This window comes from Celeribacter sp. SCSIO 80788, from assembly GCF_051054295.1.
Taxonomy (GTDB): domain Bacteria; phylum Pseudomonadota; class Alphaproteobacteria; order Rhodobacterales; family Rhodobacteraceae; genus Celeribacter.
The window spans coordinates 1,417,230-1,434,610 of record NZ_CP150482.1 but is presented as its reverse complement, the minus strand read 5'-3'; the positions used below and the strand labels follow the sequence as shown (position 1 = coordinate 1,434,610).

Here is a 17,381-nt window from a genome sequence, read left to right as displayed (position 1 = left end):
GCATGGTTTTGTATCTTCGTCGGAGGCTGCTAGGGTTCCCTTGACCAAATGGTCAAACCTGCAGGGCAGGAGGCAGGACAGGATGAGCATGGACGCGACGAAGACAGACGCGTTTGCCTCCCGTCATCCCCCCGGCCAGTAAGGCCGCCCCCGCAGACACGAGATGAGACATTTGAAAGGACATCCCATGGCCGCCGCTGGTGAAAACCTCAAGATCAACTCCGAACGTCTTTGGGACACGTTGATGGAGATGGCGAAGATCGGGCCCGGCATCGCGGGCGGCTGCAACCGCCAGACGCTGACCGACGAAGATGCCGAGGGGCGCAAGCTGTTTCAATCGTGGTGCGAAGCGGCGGGAATGACGATGGGCGTCGATGCCATGGGCACGATGTTCATGACCCGCGAAGGCACCGACCCCGAGGCGCTGCCGGTCTATGTCGGCTCGCACCTCGACACCCAGCCCACGGGTGGAAAATACGACGGGGTTCTGGGGGTGCTGGGCGCGCTCGAGGCCGTGCGGACGATGAACGATCTCGGCATCAAGACGAAACACCCGATCGTGGTCACCAACTGGGCCAACGAAGAGGGTGCGCGGTTTGCGCCCGCCATGCTGGCCTCGGGCGTGTTCGCCGGAAAGCATACGATGGAGTATGCCTACGGGCGCACCGATCTCGAAGGCAAGACCTATGGCGAGGAGCTCGCGCGGATCGGCTGGAAAGGCGACGAAGAGGTCGGCGCGCGCAAGATGCATGCCTATTACGAGTTGCACATCGAACAGGGGCCGATTTTGGAGGCCGAGGGCAAGGACATCGGCGTGGTGACCCATTGTCAGGGCCTGTGGTGGCTTGAATTCACTTTGACGGGCAAAGAGGCGCACACGGGGTCCACTCCGATGGCGATGCGCACCAACGCAGGGCTCGCGTTCGGGCGCATCCTGGAAATGGTGCAGGAGGTGGCGATGGACCACCAACCCAATGCCGTGGGCGGTGTCGGTCAGGTGAAATTTTCGCCGAACTCACGCAACGTGCTGCCGGGGACGGTGGTGTTCACGGTCGACATTCGGACGCCGAACCTTGAGAAACTGAACAAGATGCGCGCCATTATCGAAGAGCGCGCGGCGAAGATTTGCGATGAGATCGGGGTGGGCTGTTCTGTGGAACCCGTCGGCCATTTCGACCCGGTGACCTTTACGCCTGAACTGGTGGCGAATGTGCGCAAGGCGGCGGAAACGCTGGGCTATTCGCATATGGACATCGTTTCGGGCGCCGGTCACGACGCCTGCTGGGCCGCCGCGGTGGCGCCGACGACGATGATCATGTGCCCCTGTGTCGACGGTCTGTCGCACAACGAGGCCGAAGACATCAGCCCGGACTGGGCCGCGGCGGGGACCGATGTGCTGTTGCATGCGGTGCTTGAAACCGCTGAGATCGTCGAGTGAGAGAAAGGGCGAGGGGCCAGCCCCTCGCGCTCCCCGGGATATTTTCAGACAAAAGAAGGCAGGGCGCTTGCGAAGGCACCGCCGGACCGACAAGGAGAGAGTTATGAGCAAGGTGATCAAGGGCGGTACGGTTGTGACCGCCGATCTGACCTATAAGGCAGACGTGAAAATCGAAGGCGGCAAGATTGTCGAGATCGGGCCAGACCTGACGGGCGACGAAATTCTCGACGCGGAAGGCTGCTATGTGATGCCGGGCGGGATCGATCCGCACACGCACCTTGAGATGCCTTTCATGGGCACGCATTCCTCCGACGATTTCTACGCAGGCACCCGCGCGGCTCTGGCGGGCGGCACCACCATGGTCGTCGATTTCGCGCTGCCCGATCCGGGGCAGTCTCTGTTGGATGCGATCAAGGTTTGGGACAACAAATCGGCGCGCGCCTGTTGCGATTATTCCTTCCACATGGCGATCACATGGTGGGGCGAGCAGGTCTTTGACGAGATGAAGACCGTGACCGAGAAGGGCATCAATACGTTCAAGCATTTCATGGCCTATAAGGGCTCTTTGATGGTGAACGATGACGAGATGTTCGCCTCTTTCAAACGCTGTGCCGAACTGGGGGCGACGCCTTTGGTCCATGCCGAAAATGGCGATCTTGTCGCTGAAATGACTGCGAAACTTCTGGCCGAAGGCAACACCGGGCCGGAAGCGCATGCCTATTCGCGCCCGAGCCAAGTCGAGGGGGAGGCCACCAACCGCGCCATCATGATCGCCGATATGGCGGGCGCGCCGCTTTATGTGGTGCATACCTCCTGCGAAGAGGCGCATGAGGCGATCCGGCGGGCGAAGATGAACGGCAAACGCGTTTGGGGCGAGCCGTTGATACAGCACCTCGTCCTTGATGAAAGCGAGTATTTCAACGAGGACTGGGATCATGCCGCGCGCCGGGTGATGTCGCCGCCGTTCCGCAACAAAAAGCATCAGGACAGCCTTTGGGCGGGTCTGGCATCGGGGACGCTTTCCTGTGTCGCGACCGATCACTGTGCCTTTACGACCGAGCAGAAACGCTACGGCGTTGGCGATTTCTCGAAAATTCCGAACGGCACGGGCGGGCTTGAGGATCGTTTGCCGGTTCTGTGGACCTACGGGGTCGAGACGGGCCGCATCACGATGAATGAATTCGTCGCCGTAACCTCCACGAATATCGCGAAAATCCTCAACTGCTACCCGCAGAAAGGCGCGGTTCTGGTCGGTGCGGATGCCGATCTGATCGTGATGGACCCGTCGATGTCGAAAACCATCAAGGCCGAGACACAGGCTTCCTCCATCGACTATAACGTCTTTGAAGGGATTGAGGTCACGGCGCTGCCGCGTTACGTTTTGAGCCGCGGCTATGTGGCTGTCGATAAAGGCGAATTGGTTGCGAAAGAGGGGCATGGCGAATTCGTCGCCCGCGATCCGAACGCGACGGTGAACACCGCGCTGTCCAAATGGAAAGAACTGACCGCGCCGCGTCCGGTGGTGCGGGCCGGCATTCCGGTGACGGGCGTTTGAGGACAGGGGATTAAGCCCTATAAGAAGACTGGGCAGGGCCGGGGAAACGGCCCGCCTGACAAGGGGATAGGCCGGGGTAATCCGGCAAGAACAAAGACATAAGCCATATGAAAAAGCCAGTGATCGACGCGCAGGGGGTGGACCTGACGTTCCAGACGAACGACGGGCCGGTGCATGCGCTCAAAGACGTGAACCTCCAGATCGACAAGGGGGATTTTGTCTCCTTCATCGGGCCGTCGGGCTGCGGCAAGACGACGTTCCTGCGCTGTATCGCGGGGCTTGAGACGCCCACGGGCGGTACCCTGACCGTCAATGGGTTAAGCCCGGATGAGGCCCGGAAATCAAGGTCTTACGGCTATGTCTTTCAGGCGGCGGGGCTGTATCCCTGGCGCACGATTGCGGGCAATATCCGCCTGCCGCTTGAGATCATGGATTTCCCGAAGCCCGATATTCCGGCCCGTGTCGAGAAGGTGCTCGATCTGGTGGACCTCAAGGGCTTTGGCAAGAAATATCCATGGCAGCTTTCGGGTGGGATGCAGCAACGCGCCTCGATTGCCCGCGCGCTGGCCTTCGATGCCGAAATTCTCCTTATGGATGAACCCTTTGGCGCTTTGGACGAGATCGTTCGCGACAAGCTCAACGAAGAGGTTCTGAAGCTTTGGGCGGCGACCAACAAGACCATCGGCTTTGTCACCCACTCGATCCCCGAGGCGGTGTACCTGTCGACGAAAATCGTGGTGATGTCGCCGCGCCCCGGACGGATCACCGATGTCATCGAGAGCACCCTGCCGAAAGAGCGGCCGCTGGAAATTCGCGACAGCGAAGAGTTCATCAAGATCGCCCACCGGGTGCGTGAGGGCCTCAGAGCGGGGCATGCGGAATGACCGGGAGCTGGCGCAAAACCACTGTCGGCAAAGCGTCGGACTTCTGTCGGACTTCTGTCGGGCCTTCGTGTGCCCGAAAAGATCTCGGGGTGAGTTCGAAACGAGGCTTCGTTTTGCACGAGGGACAGCGTCCCTTTGAGAAGGGGGCGGCATGAACAAGATCGTCCCCGTTCTCACCGTCCTCGCCGTTTTGATCGTGGTCTGGTATGCCGCCGCGTTCAAAATGAACAGCACATGGACCTATGATCAGGCCGAGCGCGCCGGGACCGAAGTGACGTTTTCCGATCTGATCACCGACACCATGGCGCAGAAACGCCCGCTTTTGCCCGCGCCGCATCAGATCGTGGCGGAGCTTTGGGACACCACGGTTCAGAAAAAGATCACCTCGAAACGCTCGATGGTCTATCAGGGGTCCATTACGCTCAAGACCACGCTTTTGGGCTTTGGCTTTGGGATCGTGATCGGCATCGGCTTTGCGACGATCATCGTGCTGAGCCGGGTGGGGCGGCTGACGCTTATGCCTTGGGCGATCATCTCGCAGACCGTTCCGATTGTGGCGCTGGCGCCGATCATCGTCGTCTTGTCGAACGCGGCGGGGACCGGCACGCTGATGGTGCCCAAAGCGATCATCGCGGCCTACCTGAGTTTCTACCCGGTCATGGTGTCCATGGTGAAGGGCCTGTCGAGCCCGGATCACATGCAGCTCGATTTGCTCAAGACCTATGGCGCGAGCCAGAGCGAAGTGTTCTGGAAACTGCGCCTGCCGTCGTCGATGCCGTATTTCTTCGCCTCGCTGAAAGTCTCCGTGGCCGCCGCTTTCGTCGGTGCCGTGGTGGCGGAGCTGTCGACCTCGGCCATCGCGGGGCTTGGCGCGCGGATGCTGATCGGGTCGCAATTCGGCGAACCGATGATCATGTGGGCGGCGCTGTTCGCGGCGGCGATTTTGGCGGCGATCCTGATTTTCCTCGTCGGCGGGTTTGAAAAACTCGCACGCTACATGATGGGAGGGCGTGCGGTATGAGCCGACCGGACACGACATTCGAGAAACTCGTATGGCCCTTGGGCTTTGGGATTTTGGTGCTGGTGCTTTGGGAAGTCATCGTGCGGGTGTTTGGCGTCTCCCCCGCCATCCTGCCGCCGCCGACGGCGATTTTCGCGGCCATGGCCGGGTCTTTGCCGATCCTCTGGGAGGACTGGGTGCAGACGGTGGTCAAGGGCGCGCTGAACGGGCTTTGGATGGGGACATTGGCGGCGCTGATCCTTGCGCTGATCATCGACCGGTTCGATTTTCTGAAACGCGGGCTGATGCCGGTGGCGAATTTCTTTGCCGCTTTGCCGATCGTGGGCCTCGCGCCCATCATGGTGATGTGGTTCGGGTTCGATTGGCAATCCAAGGCGGCGGTGGTGGCCGTGATGGTGTTTTTCCCGATGCTGGTGAACATTCTGGGCGGGCTTGCGGCGGTCGATCCGATGCAGCGCGATCTGATGCGGACCTATGCTGCCTCGCATGCGCAGACGCTTCACAAACTGCGCGGCCCTGCGGCCTTGCCGTTCCTGTTCAACGGCTTGAAAATCGCCACCTCGCTGGCGCTGATCGGGGCGATTGTTGCTGAATATTTCGGCTCTCCGATCCGGGGCATGGGCTTTCGCATCACGACAGAGATGGGACGCTTGGCAACGGATATGGTTTGGGCTGAGATTGTGGTGTCCGCAGTGACCGGCACGGCGCTTTACGGCCTCGTGACGGCCATCGAAAAACGGGTGACCTTCTGGCACCCCTCACAACGCGGGTGAACTCGCGCTAACGAAAGGCACGGGGGGGAATACCTCGGCCGAAGACACAACTTGGAGGTTGTAAGACGATGAAGAAACTCCTGACGAGCGCTGCCGCTCTCGCCGCGATGGCGACCGGTGCTTTTGCCGCCGACGATGTGACTCTTCAGCTCAAATGGGTCACGCAGGCCCAGTTCGCGGGCTACTATGTGGCGCTTGAGAAAGGCTTTTATGAAGAAGCCGATCTGAACGTGACGATCAAACCGGGCGGCCCCGATGTGGCCCCGGTGCAGGTTCTTTTGGGCGGTGGCGCCGATGTCATGGTCGACTGGATGCCCTCCGCTCTGGCCGCGCGTGAAAACGGCGCACCGGTGGTGAACATCGCGCAGCCGTTCAAATCCTCCGGCATGATGCTGACCTGTCTCAAGGACACCGGCATCACCGGCCCGGAAGATTTCCCGGGCAAGACGCTGGGCGTCTGGTTCTACGGCAACGAATATCCGTTCCTGTCCTGGATGGGCAAACTGGGCATTCCGACCGATGGCTCCGAGGGTGGCGTGACGGTTCTGAAGCAGGGCTTCAACGTCGATCCGCTGTTGCAAAAGCAAGCCGCTTGTATCTCCACCATGACCTATAACGAATACTGGCAGGTGATCGACGCGGGCATTTCCGCCGACGATCTCATCACCTTCAAGTATGAAGATCAGGGCGTGGCGACGCTGGAAGACGGTCTTTACGTGCTCGAAGAGAACCTGTCCGACGAGGCGTTCAAGGAGAAGATGGTGCGTTTCGTGAAGGCTTCCATGGAGGGCTGGAAATACGCCGAGGAGAACCCGGAAGAGGCCGCCGAGATCGTGCTTGAGTACGACGAAACCGGCGCGCAGACGATGGAGCACCAAGTGCGCATGATGTCCGAAGTGGCGAAACTGACCGCAGGTTCGAACGGCGCGCTGGACGTGGCCGATTACGAGCGCACCGTGGCGTCGCTTCTGTCCGGCGGCTCCGATCCGGTGATCACCAAGGCGCCGGAAGGGGCCTATACGCTTGAGATTACCGACGCTGCGCTTCAGTAAGTCTTTGACATTCTGACAAAAAGACCCCGCCCGGAGGACCGTCCGGGCGGGGTTTTCGCCTTTCGGCGAAAGGGTCAATTTACGATTGCATCGCCTGTTCGAGGGTCATGTCGCCCTCCACTTCGGTGTAGGCGGAGACATCGACATCCGGCATGGCCTCGAGCTCGGCCTCGGTCGCGCCTTCGATCATCACGGTGGTGTCGTCGACCACGGAGAATTCATCGACCGGGACAAGCACGTCATGTTCGCCGATGCCGAGGAAGCCGCCCATGCCCACGACGGCCATGGTGCCGCCCTCGGCGGTGACGATGGCGTCGATCTCGCCGATGTCATTGCCGTCCTGCGACAGAACCTTGGTGCCGGTGATCTCGGTCACGGTCTCATTGCCGAAGGTTGCGAGCGCATCGGCGAGTTTCTTGGCGCCGGATTTGGTGGCATCCCAGGCGTCAGACGCGGCTTCGCTCGTGGCGTCGGCCATCTCGGAGGCACCGTCCTTGGTTTCCTGCCAAAGCTCGGCCCCGGTCTCTTCGGCGGTGTTCACGCCGTTCTCGATCTCGGTGCCGATGCTGGTTTCGGCCTCTGTGCTCTGTTCGATCACCACACCATCGGAAGTGACCTCGGCTTCGGTCTGGCTGGTCATCTCGGCAAGGGCCGGGGTGGCCAGAAGGGTGATCGCGGCGGCGGTGGTCATCAGTTTGTGCGTCAGGGTTTTCATCGTGTTCTCCTCTCAGTCATGCGTTGGCATGCGGTATGCAGAGACAATGAACGAGACGCGCGCAGGGTTCCGGAAAAATTCAGAAAATTCGGCAGGGGATTAAAATTACCCATTTTTTTACAATGGTTTATTCGGATTTTATTTTGGAAAATTCCCGGTTGAGCGTGGCGAGGATCTTGTAGAACCCCCGGATTTCCTCGGACGTAAAGCTCTTGGAAAAGGCTTCGATCTCGCGGGCTTCGCGGGCGCGGATGGCGGTGATGATGGCGCGGGCCTCCTCCGAGAGACGGTAGAGTTTCGAGGCACGGTGGCGCGGGTTGTCGACGCTTACGAGCTTGCCCTCCTCATGCAAAATCTTGATCTCGCGCCCGACGAATTGCCGCGTCACATCGAGATGCGCGGTGATCTGCGGTGCGGTGGCCTCCCCGAGCGTGAGCAGCGCCTCCAGGATGGCGCGCTGGCCGACGGTGATGCCGGTGCCCGCGAGGTCATGCTCGACCCGCGCGGTGATGTTGCGCAGGAGCGGTCGGGTCAGTTGAATGCCGGCGTAAAGCTGATCGGTGAGGCTCGTCTCGGTCATGTCTGTCATTTCGGTCATCGCGTCGTCCTTTTCTTGCGGTTGTGCGGCAGGCGGCCTATATTGTCAACTAAGTTGACGAATCAAACCGAAAGGATGCGCGATGAAATGGTCTTCTCTCAGTGAACGACAGATCCTCAAGGCGCAGGCCGAGGGGCAACTCGACAATCTGAAAGGGGCGGGCAAGCCGCTCAACACCCGCAGCGGCAATGACACGGACGCGGCGGGGTTTCGCATCATGGCGGAGGCGGGCGTGGTGCCGCGCGAATTCGAGATGCGCAAAGAGATCGAGGCGTTGAACGCGCAGTTGAAGGAGACGGTGGAGGCGGAGGCCCGTAAGGCGCTGATCCGGCAGATTGCGCAGGTGCAGCTCCGGCTCGACATCGAGGTGGAAGCACGGCGGAAATATTACCGGACAGGGGATTGAGAGCTGGGCTGAGGGGGATCACATCAGTGCGGCGGGGGAGAGGACGCGGGCGGTGGCCCCGGTGCGCAGCTTGAACCGGGCGAGATCGGGCGCGCGCCTTGTGTCGATCATTCCGAGATCGAGCTTGCGCACGCCTTCGAGTTTCAGCCGCTTGATCGCCTCCCAAAGGATCAGATTGTGGGCGTTCACCGCGCGGCCGCGCGGGCCGGTATGACCGATCTGATAGGTGGCCGAGGTGCCGTGCAGGATGAACAGCATGAAGGCGTCGTCCACTTCGAACAACCGCAGGGATTTCGGCGCGACATCTTGCAGAGCGAGGGCGAATTCGGGCGGCAGGCCGCGGTAATGCCGCTGCGCCTGTTGGTGTTTTTCCAACAGGAGATAGGGCCGCAAGACCGAGGGCGAAGGCGCGAGACGGGTCACATGCAGGTCTGATTTTTCGGCTTTTTTCAGGGCGTTGCGCCATTTTCCATTGAGGCCGAGGCGCATGTCGGAGAGCGGTGGGCGCAGGTCCAGTTCCACCACTTCGGGCGGGGAAGAAAGGCCGAGACGGCCCAATGTACCTGGCAGGCGACTGTCCGGGCTCATGAGTTTGAGGCCAAAGGGCAGGGCGGCGCGCAGGCTCTGGACCACGGCGCGTTCAACCGCTTTGTCGGGCGCGGCGTTGAGAAACAGCGGGCCGCGGAGCGCCACACTGATCTCTGTGCCCAAGAGCGGACGCAAGAGCACCTGCGCCAGAGCGAGAGGCGTGCGACGGTCAGAGATGACAAAGCGGCGGGCATCGCGCCCGATGCGTTTCGCGGCCTCGCCATAGAGCCAGCGCTGCGACAGCGGCGCATCGACCGTATCGGCCAGCTCCTCCCAATGGGTCTCATCTGTGATCTCGCGTGTGTCCATGTCGGATGCTGGGCCGAACAAGGTTAAGATTCTGTGGAGGTTGCGTTCGGTGAGGGCGCTTTTTTGTGGAGAAGCCGGGATTGCGACAATTTTAATGAAATATCGCAGGGGCAAGCCCGGGAATTAAGCGTTTGGAAGGGGTTTAGGGGCGACATTGGTGGTCTGAAACAGGAGAGGCTGCCATGCAGTGTCATAAATTTCCGAAAGACCTGAGCGCGGCGGCAGTTTTGACGCTGGTTTGGCATAGTGTCCCGCAAGCGGGGCTGCGGGCGGAATGGCATCAGGTGCTGCGGTGCTGAGGCTCTGGCGGTTTTGCAAAAAGAAAGGCCGCCCGAGTGGGCGACCTTTGCGATTTTTCGGGGGTTGTTCGTGATGTGAACTCTATTGCGGTTTCGTACATCCTCACTTCTTGAGGTGATAGAGCGAATTCTGAATGAGTTCCTCGACGACCTGGGGTTCAGCGAGAGTCGAGATGTCACCGAGGCTGCTTGTGTCGTTCTCGGCGATTTTGCGCAGGATGCGGCGCATGATTTTGCCGGAGCGGGTTTTCGGCAGGCCTGGCGCCCATTGGATGAAGTCCGGTTTGGCGATCGGGCCGATTTCGGTGCGGACCCATTTCTCCAGCTCCGCCCGCAGCGCGTCGGAGGGCTCCACGTCGTTCATGAGCGTGACATAGGCGTAGATGCCCTGACCCTTGAGCTCATGCGGCATGCCGACGACGGCCGCTTCGGCGACTTTGGCGTGGGCGACGAGGGCGCTTTCGACCTCGGCGGTGCCCATGCGGTGGCCCGAGACGTTGATCACGTCATCGACGCGGCCGGTGATCCAGTAATAGCCATCGGCGTCGCGGCGGCAGCCGTCGCCGGAGAAGTAATAGCCTTTGTATTGCTGGAAATAGGTCTCCTGGAACCGCTCGTGATCGCCCCAGACGGTGCGCATCTGGCCGGGCCAGCTGTCCTTGAGGCAGAGGACGCCCTCGGCCTCGGTTTCCTTGAGTTCCTCGCCGGTGGTGGCGTCGAGGATGACCGGTTGCACGCCGAAGAAGGGCAGGGTGGCGGAGCCCGGTTTGGTCGGGATCGCGCCCGGCAGCGGGGTCAAGAGATGGCCGCCGGTCTCGGTCTGCCACCAGGTGTCGACGATCGGGCAGTTCCCCTTGCCGACGACCTCGTTGTACCAGTTCCAGGCCTCCGGGTTGATCGGTTCGCCGACCGAGCCCAGCACTTTGAGCGAGGAGAGGTCGTATTTCTCGACCCATTCGTTGCCTTGGCCCATGAGGGAGCGCAGCGCGGTCGGCGCGGTGTAGAATTGGTTGACCTTGTGCTTTTCGCACACGGCCCAGAACCGGCCGGCGTCGGGGTAGGTCGGCACGCCTTCGAACATGACGGTGGTCGCGCCGTTGGCGAGGGGCCCGTAGACGATGTAGCTGTGGCCGGTGACCCAGCCGACATCGGCGGTGCACCAGAAGACGTCGCCGTCGTGGTAGTCGAACACGTATTTGTGCGTCAGCGCGGCATAGGCGAGATAGCCGCCGGAGCTGTGGACGACGCCTTTGGGTTTGCCGGTGGAGCCGGAGGTGTAGAGGATGAAGAGCGGGTCTTCGGCGTTCATCGGACGCGGCGGGCAATCGGGGGAGGCGTGTTCCATCAGGTATTTGACGTCGACATCGCGGCCCTGCACCCAGGAGATCTGATCGCCCGTGTGTTTGACGACGAGGCAGCGGACCTTGTCGGAACAGTGCAGGAGGGCGGCGTCGGTGTTGGCTTTGAGCGGCGTGCGACGACCGCCGCGCGGCGCGGTGTCGGAGGTGATGACCAGCTTCGCGCCGCAATCGTTGATGCGGTTGGCGAGGGCGTCGGGGGAAAATCCCGCGAAAACAATGGAGTGGATCGCACCGATGCGGGCGCAGGCGAGCATGGCATAGGCCGCTTCGGGGATCATCGGCAGGTAGATGACGACGCGGTCGCCGCGCATGACGCCTTGGCTCAGGAGCACGTTAGCCATGCGATTCACCTTGTCGGAGAGCTCCTTATAGGTGATGTGGCGGGCGGGCTCGTTGGGATCGTCGGGCTCGAAAATGATCGCGGTCTGCAAGGATTTGCGCGCCAGATGGCGGTCGATGCAGTTGGCGGAGACGTTGAGGACGCCGTCGGCGTACCATTTGATGTCGACGCGACCGAAGTCGAAACAGGTCTTTTTGACCTGGGTGTAGGGTTCCATCCAGTCGAGGATCTTGCCCTGCTCGGCCCAGAAACTCACCGGGTCCTCGACGGAGCGACGGTAAAGCTCCTCGTAATCGGTGGTCGAGATCAGGGCGTCGGACGCGAAGGATTCAGAGGGCGGGTAAATGTCGGTCATAATGGCTCCTCCCAAAGCTGGCCCTCGCCGCTTTGGGAGGGGCATGTCATCAGATGGCGAGATATTCGGCTCTTAGCGCTTCATTCTCAAGCACTTCTTTAGCGCTACCATCATAAACCACCCGCCCGGTGTCGAGGATCACGGCGCGGTCGGCCAGATTGAGGGCGCGCACGGCGTTTTGTTCGACGAGGACGGTGGTGATGCCTTGGTCTTTGATGATGCGCAGGGTTTTCTCGATTTCGTCGACGATGACGGGGGCGAGGCCTTCGTAAGGCTCATCAAGCAGCAGGACTTTGATGTCGCGGGCCAAAGCGCGGGCGATGGCGAGCATTTGTTGTTCGCCGCCCGAGAGGGTGACGCCCTCCTGTTTGCGGCGTTCGCGCAGACGCGGGAAGAGATCGTAGAGCCGGTCCAGAGACCAGCCGACGGGTTCGACGATCTGCGCCAGTTGCAGGTTTTCCTCGACGGTAAGGCCGGGGATGATGCGGCGGTCTTCGGGGACCAGCGCGATGCCTTTCACGGCGGCCTCATAGGAGGTCTTGGTGTGCAGGCGTTCGTGGTCGAGCCAGATCTCGCCATGGGTGACCTGCGGGCTGTCGAGACGCGCGAGTGTGCGCAGCGTCGAGGTCTTGCCCGCGCCGTTACGCCCCAGAAGGGCAAGGATTTCGCCCTCATGGATGTTAAAGGTGACGCCTTGGACGATGTAGCTTTCGCCGTAATAGGCATGCACGTCCCATGCGGAGAAAAACGCGGGCGCGTTCTGGGCGTGGTTGGCGTTGGGATTGAACTGTTCAGTCATGTCTTACACCTGCTGCGTTTCGCCCAAATAGGCTTCTTTGACTTTGGGATTGCCCTTGATCATGTCGGGCGTGTCTTCCACGAGGGGCGTGCCTTGGGCCAGAACGGTGATGCGGTCGGCGAGCGAGAAGACCACATGCATGTCGTGCTCGATGATGGCGATGGTGATGTCGCGTTTCTCTTTGATTTCCTTCAAGAGAGCGATGGTATTGTTGGTGTCGGCGCGGGCCATGCCGGCGGTGGGTTCGTCGAGCAGAAGGAGTTTCGGCTCCTGAACCAGACACATGGCGATTTCCAACCGCCGTTTGTCGCCGCGGGACATGGAAGAGGCGATCATCTCGCGCTTCTCCAACATGCCGACGTCTTCGAGCATCGCCTCGGCTTTGGTGATCAGCTCGGTCTCGGCCTCCATGCTCTCGATCGCGTGCATGCGAAACGCGCCGTCGCGCTTGGCGAAACAGGGGATCATCATGTTCTCCATCACCGTGAGATCGCCGAAAATCTCCGGGGTCTGGAACACGCGGGAGATGCCCAATTGATTGATCTCATGCGGTTTCTTTCCCAACACAGAGGTGCCCGCGAAGGTGACGGAGCCTTCGTCCGGAATGAGCTTGCCGACGAGGCAATTGAGGAGCGTGGATTTCCCGGCACCGTTCGGGCCGATGATGGCATGGACGGTGTTTTCCTGCACCGAGAGGTTGACGTTGCCGAGGGCCTGGAGGCCGCCGAAACGCTTGCCGACGCCTTTGACTTCAAGAATTCCCATATTCATTCTCCTGCCACGCGTTTGCCGGGATCGGGGCGGTGTTCCGGGTCCGGGTTGTCGTATTTGTCGCGCTTCTGCGAGCCGTTGCGGAGGCGCGAGGCGAGACGTCTCAGCCCTTCGATCAGCCCGCCCGGCAGGAAGGTCACCACCAGCATGAAGGTCACGCCAAGGGTCAGGTGCCAGCCTTCGCCGGTGAAGCGGGCGAAGACCCAGATCACCACATCCTCCAAACCGTCGGGCAGGAAGGAGAACCAGTCGTGCAGCACGCCTTCGTTGATTTTGGAGAAGATGTTTTCGAGATATTTGATCACGCCCGCGCCCAGAACCGGCCCCATGAGCGTGCCTGCGCCGCCGAGGATGGTCATGATCACCACTTCGCCCGAGGCGGTCCAAAGCATCCGGTCGGCACCCGCCAGCGGGTCCATCGCAGCGAGCAAACCACCCGCAAGTCCCGCATACATGCCGGAGATCACGAAGGCCGCCAGAGTGTAGGGTTTCGGGTCGAGCCCGGTGTAGGTCATGCGCTGCTGGTTCGATTTCACCGCACGCAGCATCATGCCGAAGGGAGAGCGGAACAGGCGGATGGCGACATAGAAGGCGAGGATCGCGATCACGGCGCAGAAATAGAAGCCGACATTGAAGGTGAAGACCCGGCCTAAAGCCTCTAATTTATAAGAGGAATTCATCGCGAGGCCGAAGATGTTGGTGACCGGCAGAGAGCTGCCTTGCTGCGCGCCGTCGAGGATGCGCGGGTCATTCAGCGTGAGTTGCAGGCCGGTTTCGCCATTGGTCAAAGGCGTGAGCACGGAATAGGCCATCTTGTAACACATCTGCGCGAAGGCCAGCGTCAGGATGGAGAAATAGATGCCGGAGCGGCGGAGGCTGACGTATCCGATGGCGGCGGCGAAGAGGCCGGAGACGACCATGGCCAGAAGGATGCCGGGGATGACGTTCATCGTCAGCAGTTTGAACATCCAGACGGCGGCGTAAGAGCCGATGCCGAGAAAGGCGGCGTGGCCGAAGGACAGGTAGCCGGTGAGGCCGAAGAGGATGTTAAAACCGACCGCGAAGATGCCGAAAATGGCGATTTTCTGCATCAGGTCGGGGTAGCCGCCGTTGAATTGCGCAAGCTCGGAACCCGCCGCGAAGGGTTGCAACAGGATCGGGGTGAAGAGCGTCAGGAAGACGACGATCAGCAGGAATTTTGTGTCTTTCGGGTTCAGCCCGAGGATGTTCTTTTTCATGATTTATTCCTCCATCACGCCTTTGCGGCCCATCAGACCGCGCGGACGGGTCAGCAGGATGACGATGGCGACGACATAGATGATGATCTGGTCGATGCCGGGGATGATGTCCTTAATCCAGTTCATCGAGGCGAAGCTCTCCAAGATGCCCAAGAGGAAGCCTGCGGCGACGGCACCCGGAAGCGACCCCATGCCGCCCACGACCACGACGACGAAGGAGAGCACGAGGAAATCCATGCCCATGTGATAGTTGGGCGAGAGGATCGGCGCGTACATCACGCCCGCCATGCCCGCAACAGAGGCGGCAAGGCCGAACATGAGGGTGAAGCGGCGGTCGATGTTGATGCCCAGAAGGCCGACGGTTTCGCGATCCGCCATGCCCGCGCGGACGACCATGCCGAAGGTGGTGAATTGCAGGAAGGAAAACACTGCACCGATGACCACGGCGGCGAAGCCGAAATAGATCAGACGCCAATAGGGGTAGATGATCAGGTTCGGGTCGAAGCCCAGCATCGCGCCGAAATCGAAGCTGCCCTTGAAAGCGTCGGGGGCGGGGGTGGAGATCGGGTTGGCGCCGTAGACATATTTGATGATCTCTTGCAGCACGATGGCCAGCCCGAAGGTGACGAGGATCTGATCGGCATGGGGGCGCTTGTAGAAATGCTTGATCAGCCCGCGCTCCATGATGAAGCCGACGGCGATCATGATCGGGATCGAGAACAGGATCGCCAGAGGCACCGACCAGTCGATGAGCGCATGGCCGAAATCGGGGCCGAACCACGCCTCGACATAGGGGGTTTTGACCTTGAGCGGGTTGCCGAGGAAATCGGTGCGCGTGGGATCGACGGTCTCGAACGACAGGTTCAGCAGGCGCGACAGCGTGACGGCGCAGAAGGCCCCGATCATGAAGAGCGCGCCATGGGCGAAATTCACCACGCCCAGAGTGCCGAAAATCAAGGTCAGCCCCAGCGCGATGAGCGCATAGGCCGAGCCCTTGTCCAGCCCGTTGAGCAGTTGCAAGAGGATGGTTTCCATGGACGTGCCGTCCTTCCCTGTGTCCTGTGTGGGTCCCCGGCGGGCAAAGCTTTCCCGATCCCGCGCGCGGGCTGGGCGGCGGAAGACCCGCAGCTTTTTGTGAGGGGGGGTGGGGGCTGCCGCTTTGCGGTTCAGCCCCCAATGAAGTGGGGTGTTTGCCCAGTGCGTGGAACGGTTTAGCCCGCGTTGCACTCACCCAAAGCGCCGCCCGCGAACATCGGGTGATCCGGCGGATAGGTGACTTGGGCGGCGGGGGTGATTTCGACCACTTCGAGAAGGTCGAATTCGGAAGTCGGGTTTTCCTTGCCGCGCACCACGAGCACGTCTTTGAAGCACTGGTGATCCTCGGCGCGGTAGAGCGTCGGGCCGTTGCCCAGACCGTCGAACTCATAGCCTTCGAGGGCTTCGACGACGGCACAGGGGTTGAACGATCCGGCGCGGGCGACGGCATCGGCATAGAGCAGAGTCTGGACGTAGCAGGTGTGCGCGGCTTGCGACGGCGGGAAGCCGTATTTCGTGCCGAACGATTTCACAAAGGCCTGCGAGCCTTCATCGGTCAGGGACCAGTGCCAGTTGGTCGAACCGAGAATGCCCTTGATATTCTCGCCAGCCCCGCGCGCCATCAGACGCGAGAACAGCGGCACGACGATCTCGAACTGCTTGCCGTTCACCATCTTGTCGCGCAGGCCGAATTGCACCGCGTTGGTGAGCGAGTTGACCATGTCGCCGCCGTAATGGTTCAGGATCAGAACATCGGCGTCGGTTTGCAGCACCGGCGTGATGTAGGAGGAGAAATCGCCCGCGCCGAGCGGTGTGCGAACTTTGTTCACCGTCTGCCAACCGAGCGCTTCGGTCGCGGCGGCGATGCTCTCCTCTTGCGTCCAGCCCCAAGTGTAATCGGCGGTCAGGTGATAGGCTTTGCGATCCGTGCCATAACGCGCCGCGAGCACTGGGGCCAAGGCCGCGCCGGACATATAGGCGTTGAAGAAGTGACGGAATCCGTTGGCTTTTTTGTCCTTGCCGGTGGTGTCGTTCGAATGCGTCAGCCCGGCCATGAAGATCACGCCCGCTTCCTGACACAGGCCCTGAACCGCCACGGCCACGCCCGAAGACGAGCCGCCGGTGATCATCACCGCGCCGTCTTTCTCGATCATGGATTTCGCCGATGCGCGCGCCGCGTCGGATTTGGTCTGGGTGTCGCCGGTGACATATTCGACCTTCTTGCCGAGGATGCCGTTGCCCTCAAGCGCCTTGGAGCTGAAGGTGTTGAGCATACCGCCGTCGCCCTCGCCATTGAGATGCTCGACCGCAAGCTGATAGGCGCGCAACTCGTCGGCGCCCTCGTCGGCATAGGGGCCGGATTGCGGAACGTTGAAGCCGAGCGTCACGGTGCCGCCCATCGGTTCGTTGGTAAAGGCAGAGGCGCCGGAGGTGAAAATCGTCGGCAGCGCGAGACCCGCGCCCGCGACGGCACCGGATTTCAACACGCGGCGGCGCGTCAGATCGGTTTTGGTCATTGAAAACTCCTCCCTGAGTTTTTCATGTGGCCTGAAGGTTCATGGCCTGAGTTGTATGGCCTGAGTTGTACGGCCTTATCTGGCAATTGGCGCATCGCCCGGAGGTCCTCCCCGATCCCCGGGCGATGCGCAAAACCCGTTTTCCGGTCCGTGACTTGCGGACGGCACCCGGCGCAGCGGGTATGTAAACGGGATGGGGGTATTATTGAGGGTGGATCGAAAACCGGGCAACAAGTGGCTTGGAAACAATGATTTTTTTGTTAAGAATTACACAATGCATTTGCATACAATGTAAATGCATTTTCCCGCAGGCGCAGAAGAGCGGTG

16 protein-coding genes are annotated in these 17,381 nt (G+C 61.0%); 7 read left to right on the top strand and 9 right to left on the bottom strand.

What is annotated here, in order from left to right:
- The first annotated feature begins 187 nt into the window (after positions 1-187).
- The 6 genes from V1471_RS07245 to V1471_RS07220 all read left to right on the top strand — a co-directional run bounded on the left by V1471_RS07245 (position 188) and on the right by V1471_RS07220 (position 6,723).
- Positions 188-1,438 carry a Zn-dependent hydrolase gene (locus V1471_RS07245; protein WP_434287676.1) on the top strand — a complete coding sequence of 417 codons (1,251 nt, stop codon included), beginning with the start codon at positions 188-190 and terminating at the stop codon, positions 1,436-1,438.
- 103 nt (positions 1,439-1,541) lie between these two features.
- Positions 1,542-2,993: a dihydropyrimidinase gene (gene hydA / locus V1471_RS07240; RefSeq protein WP_434287675.1), complete on the top strand. Its 1,452-nt coding sequence runs from the start codon at positions 1,542-1,544 to the stop codon at positions 2,991-2,993.
- A gap of 107 nt (positions 2,994-3,100) precedes the next feature.
- Entirely contained in the window at positions 3,101-3,877 is a 777-nt protein-coding gene (locus tag V1471_RS07235; RefSeq protein ID WP_434287674.1) for an ABC transporter ATP-binding protein, read from the top strand.
- A 151-nt stretch (positions 3,878-4,028) separates the two neighbouring features.
- Complete coding sequence (locus V1471_RS07230; protein WP_434287673.1) at positions 4,029-4,898, top strand: ABC transporter permease; 870 nt, start codon at positions 4,029-4,031, stop codon at positions 4,896-4,898.
- The gene (locus tag V1471_RS07225) at positions 4,895-5,671 is read left to right on the top strand and encodes an ABC transporter permease (protein WP_434287672.1); all 777 of its coding nucleotides are present in this window, start codon (positions 4,895-4,897) and stop codon (positions 5,669-5,671) included. The genes V1471_RS07230 and V1471_RS07225 overlap by 4 nt, the downstream gene beginning before the upstream one ends.
- A gap of 68 nt (positions 5,672-5,739) precedes the next feature.
- The gene (locus V1471_RS07220; RefSeq protein WP_434287671.1) at positions 5,740-6,723 is read left to right on the top strand and encodes an ABC transporter substrate-binding protein; all 984 of its coding nucleotides are present in this window, start codon (positions 5,740-5,742) and stop codon (positions 6,721-6,723) included.
- A gap of 79 nt (positions 6,724-6,802) precedes the next feature.
- Here the strand turns inward: V1471_RS07220 and V1471_RS07215 are convergent, their stop codons facing one another.
- On the bottom strand, positions 6,803-7,438 hold the full coding sequence (locus V1471_RS07215) for a PRC-barrel domain-containing protein (RefSeq protein ID WP_434287670.1): 636 nt from the start codon (positions 7,436-7,438) through the stop codon (positions 6,803-6,805).
- A 127-nt stretch (positions 7,439-7,565) separates the two neighbouring features.
- Positions 7,566-8,036 (bottom strand): MarR family winged helix-turn-helix transcriptional regulator, encoded by a 471-nt coding sequence (locus V1471_RS07210; protein WP_434287669.1) that lies wholly within the window; start codon positions 8,034-8,036, stop codon positions 7,566-7,568.
- Between the two features lie 82 nt (positions 8,037-8,118).
- Here V1471_RS07210 and V1471_RS07205 point away from each other — a divergent pair, with 82 nt between their 5' ends.
- Entirely contained in the window at positions 8,119-8,442 is a 324-nt protein-coding gene (locus tag V1471_RS07205; protein WP_096804581.1) for a DUF1992 domain-containing protein, read from the top strand.
- Positions 8,443-8,460: 18 nt separating this feature from the next.
- On the opposite strand, the gene V1471_RS07200 is transcribed toward V1471_RS07205, so the two are convergent.
- From V1471_RS07200 to V1471_RS07170, 7 genes are all read right to left on the bottom strand, one after another.
- A complete protein-coding gene (locus tag V1471_RS07200) occupies positions 8,461-9,339 on the bottom strand; it encodes a GNAT family N-acetyltransferase (protein ID WP_434287668.1) in 879 nt (292 codons plus the stop codon).
- Positions 9,340-9,741: 402 nt separating this feature from the next.
- Positions 9,742-11,694: an acetate--CoA ligase gene (acs, locus tag V1471_RS07195; RefSeq protein WP_434287667.1), complete on the bottom strand. Its 1,953-nt coding sequence runs from the start codon at positions 11,692-11,694 to the stop codon at positions 9,742-9,744.
- A 49-nt stretch (positions 11,695-11,743) separates the two neighbouring features.
- A complete protein-coding gene (locus tag V1471_RS07190) occupies positions 11,744-12,493 on the bottom strand; it encodes an ABC transporter ATP-binding protein (RefSeq protein WP_434287666.1) in 750 nt (249 codons plus the stop codon).
- 3 nt (positions 12,494-12,496) lie between these two features.
- Positions 12,497-13,258, bottom strand: a complete 762-nt coding sequence (locus tag V1471_RS07185; RefSeq protein WP_434287665.1) for an ABC transporter ATP-binding protein — start codon at positions 13,256-13,258, stop codon at positions 12,497-12,499.
- Positions 13,259-13,260: 2 nt separating this feature from the next.
- On the bottom strand, positions 13,261-14,490 hold the full coding sequence (locus V1471_RS07180; protein ID WP_434290888.1) for a branched-chain amino acid ABC transporter permease: 1,230 nt from the start codon (positions 14,488-14,490) through the stop codon (positions 13,261-13,263).
- Positions 14,491-14,505: 15 nt separating this feature from the next.
- Positions 14,506-15,537, bottom strand: coding sequence for a branched-chain amino acid ABC transporter permease (locus V1471_RS07175; protein WP_434287664.1), 1,032 nt, complete (start codon positions 15,535-15,537; stop codon positions 14,506-14,508).
- A gap of 176 nt (positions 15,538-15,713) precedes the next feature.
- Positions 15,714-17,054, bottom strand: coding sequence for an ABC transporter substrate-binding protein (locus tag V1471_RS07170; RefSeq protein ID WP_434287663.1), 1,341 nt, complete (start codon positions 17,052-17,054; stop codon positions 15,714-15,716).
- Positions 17,055-17,381 lie beyond the last annotated feature (327 nt).